1 protein-coding gene is annotated in these 757 nt (G+C 75.7%); it reads left to right on the top strand.

From position 1 onward, the window contains the following. Positions 1-609: response regulator transcription factor (locus AWZ10_RS06530; RefSeq protein WP_167365919.1), on the top strand; the 609-nt coding region annotated here is incomplete at its 5' end. Positions 610-757 lie beyond the last annotated feature (148 nt).

The raw sequence follows: 757 nt of genomic DNA, 5'->3' as shown, positions 1-757 counted from the left end.
GAGGGGGTGCGGGGCTGGGACGCGACGGGGGAGGAGCTGGTGGAGGCCGCGCGGGCCACCGCCGCCGTGGGGGAGGACGGCGACGAGCAGGGACCGGAGGGGCTGGCCTGGCTGGCGCGGGCCGAGGCGGAGTGGGCCCGGGTGCGTACCGGGCCCGATGTGGGGGCCTGGCGCAGGGCGGTGGACGCGTTCGCGTTCGGCGATCCGTACGAGAGGGCCCGGTGCCGGCTGCGGCTGGCGGAGGCGTTGTTGGGGGCGGGGGCCCGGGAGGAGGCGGTGGCCGAGGCTCGGGCGGTGGGGGAGACCGCCGATCGGCTGGGGGCCGTGCCGTTGCGCGCCGCCCTGGACGCGCTCGTCCGCAGGGGGCGGCTGGCGGAGGCCTCGGGGGAGAAGGACGTTCCCGCGCTCACCGCGCGGGAGAGCGATGTCCTTCGGCTGCTCGCGCTCGGGCGTACCAATCGGCAGATCGGCGACGAGCTGTTCATCACCGGGAAGACGGCGAGCGTGCATGTGTCCAACATCCTGGCCAAGTTGGGGGCGGCGAGCCGTACGGAGGCCGTGGCCATCGCGTACCGGGAGGGTCTGATCACGACTGGCTCGCCGTCCTGACGAGGCTCTTCTCCTCCTCTTGATCCCGTACCCGCACCCCGCGCAGCGCCCCGACCGCCAGCACCGCGGCCGCCAGCAGCACGACGGCCCCCGCTGTCGCCGCTCCGTGCATGCCGGTGGTGAAGGCGGCTCGGGCGGCTGCCGTCAG

Source organism: Streptomyces europaeiscabiei, from assembly GCF_001550375.1.
Taxonomy (GTDB): Bacteria; Actinomycetota; Actinomycetes; order Streptomycetales; family Streptomycetaceae; genus Streptomyces; species Streptomyces europaeiscabiei.
The sequence above is the reverse complement of the archived record's forward strand: the minus strand, read 5'-3'. Positions and strand labels throughout refer to the sequence as shown.